The sequence below is a fragment of the Elizabethkingia argenteiflava genome (assembly GCF_009904105.1).
GTDB lineage: Bacteria > Bacteroidota > Bacteroidia > Flavobacteriales > Weeksellaceae > Elizabethkingia > Elizabethkingia argenteiflava.
In genome coordinates this window covers 1-412 of sequence record NZ_JAAABJ010000625.1, presented here as the reverse complement: position 1 = coordinate 412, position 412 = coordinate 1, and the positions used below count along the sequence as shown (strand labels likewise).

The window sequence follows — 412 nt, the reverse complement described above, 5'->3', positions numbered from 1 at the left end:
TTAAAAAAGGCCTTGGCAATCTCTACGATGGCGACGGAGCCAGATATATCGGTAGGGGAGCCATCCAATTAACAGGGAGGAGTAACTATACTCAATTAGCCCAAGCCACAGGTATCGATGTGGTAATCCAACCCGAGCTATTGGAACACTTGCCTTATAAATTTAGTTCAGATCTCTATTAATGGAAAAAAACAATCTATCCGCTAATCACTCACTCATAGCCACCAGACAGGTGCTCACAGGCAATTACAGCCAGAACCCTATAGGCTACAAAGAAGTTAAGCAGTGGTATGAAAAACTGAAAAATTAGAAGATAAATAATTACAAACGAGCGCTCCCCATATGGGGAGCTCTACATTTCATCTATACATTTTCTTTATGGTCACTGTATTTTGACCTATCCTCTGGTTAT

General features: G+C 40.8%; 2 protein-coding genes. Both read left to right on the top strand.

Translation table 11 applies throughout. The features are described 5' to 3' along the window. The coding region (locus tag GNY06_RS10795) for a glycoside hydrolase family 19 protein (protein ID WP_317163790.1) at positions 1–182 on the top strand (182 nt) is incomplete at its 5' end. Continuing rightward, positions 182–310 carry a hypothetical protein gene (locus tag GNY06_RS14690; protein WP_262885044.1) on the top strand — a complete coding sequence of 43 codons (129 nt, stop codon included), beginning with the start codon at positions 182–184 and terminating at the stop codon, positions 308–310. The genes GNY06_RS10795 and GNY06_RS14690, both read left to right, overlap by 1 nt. The last annotated feature ends 102 nt before the right edge of the window (positions 311–412 follow it).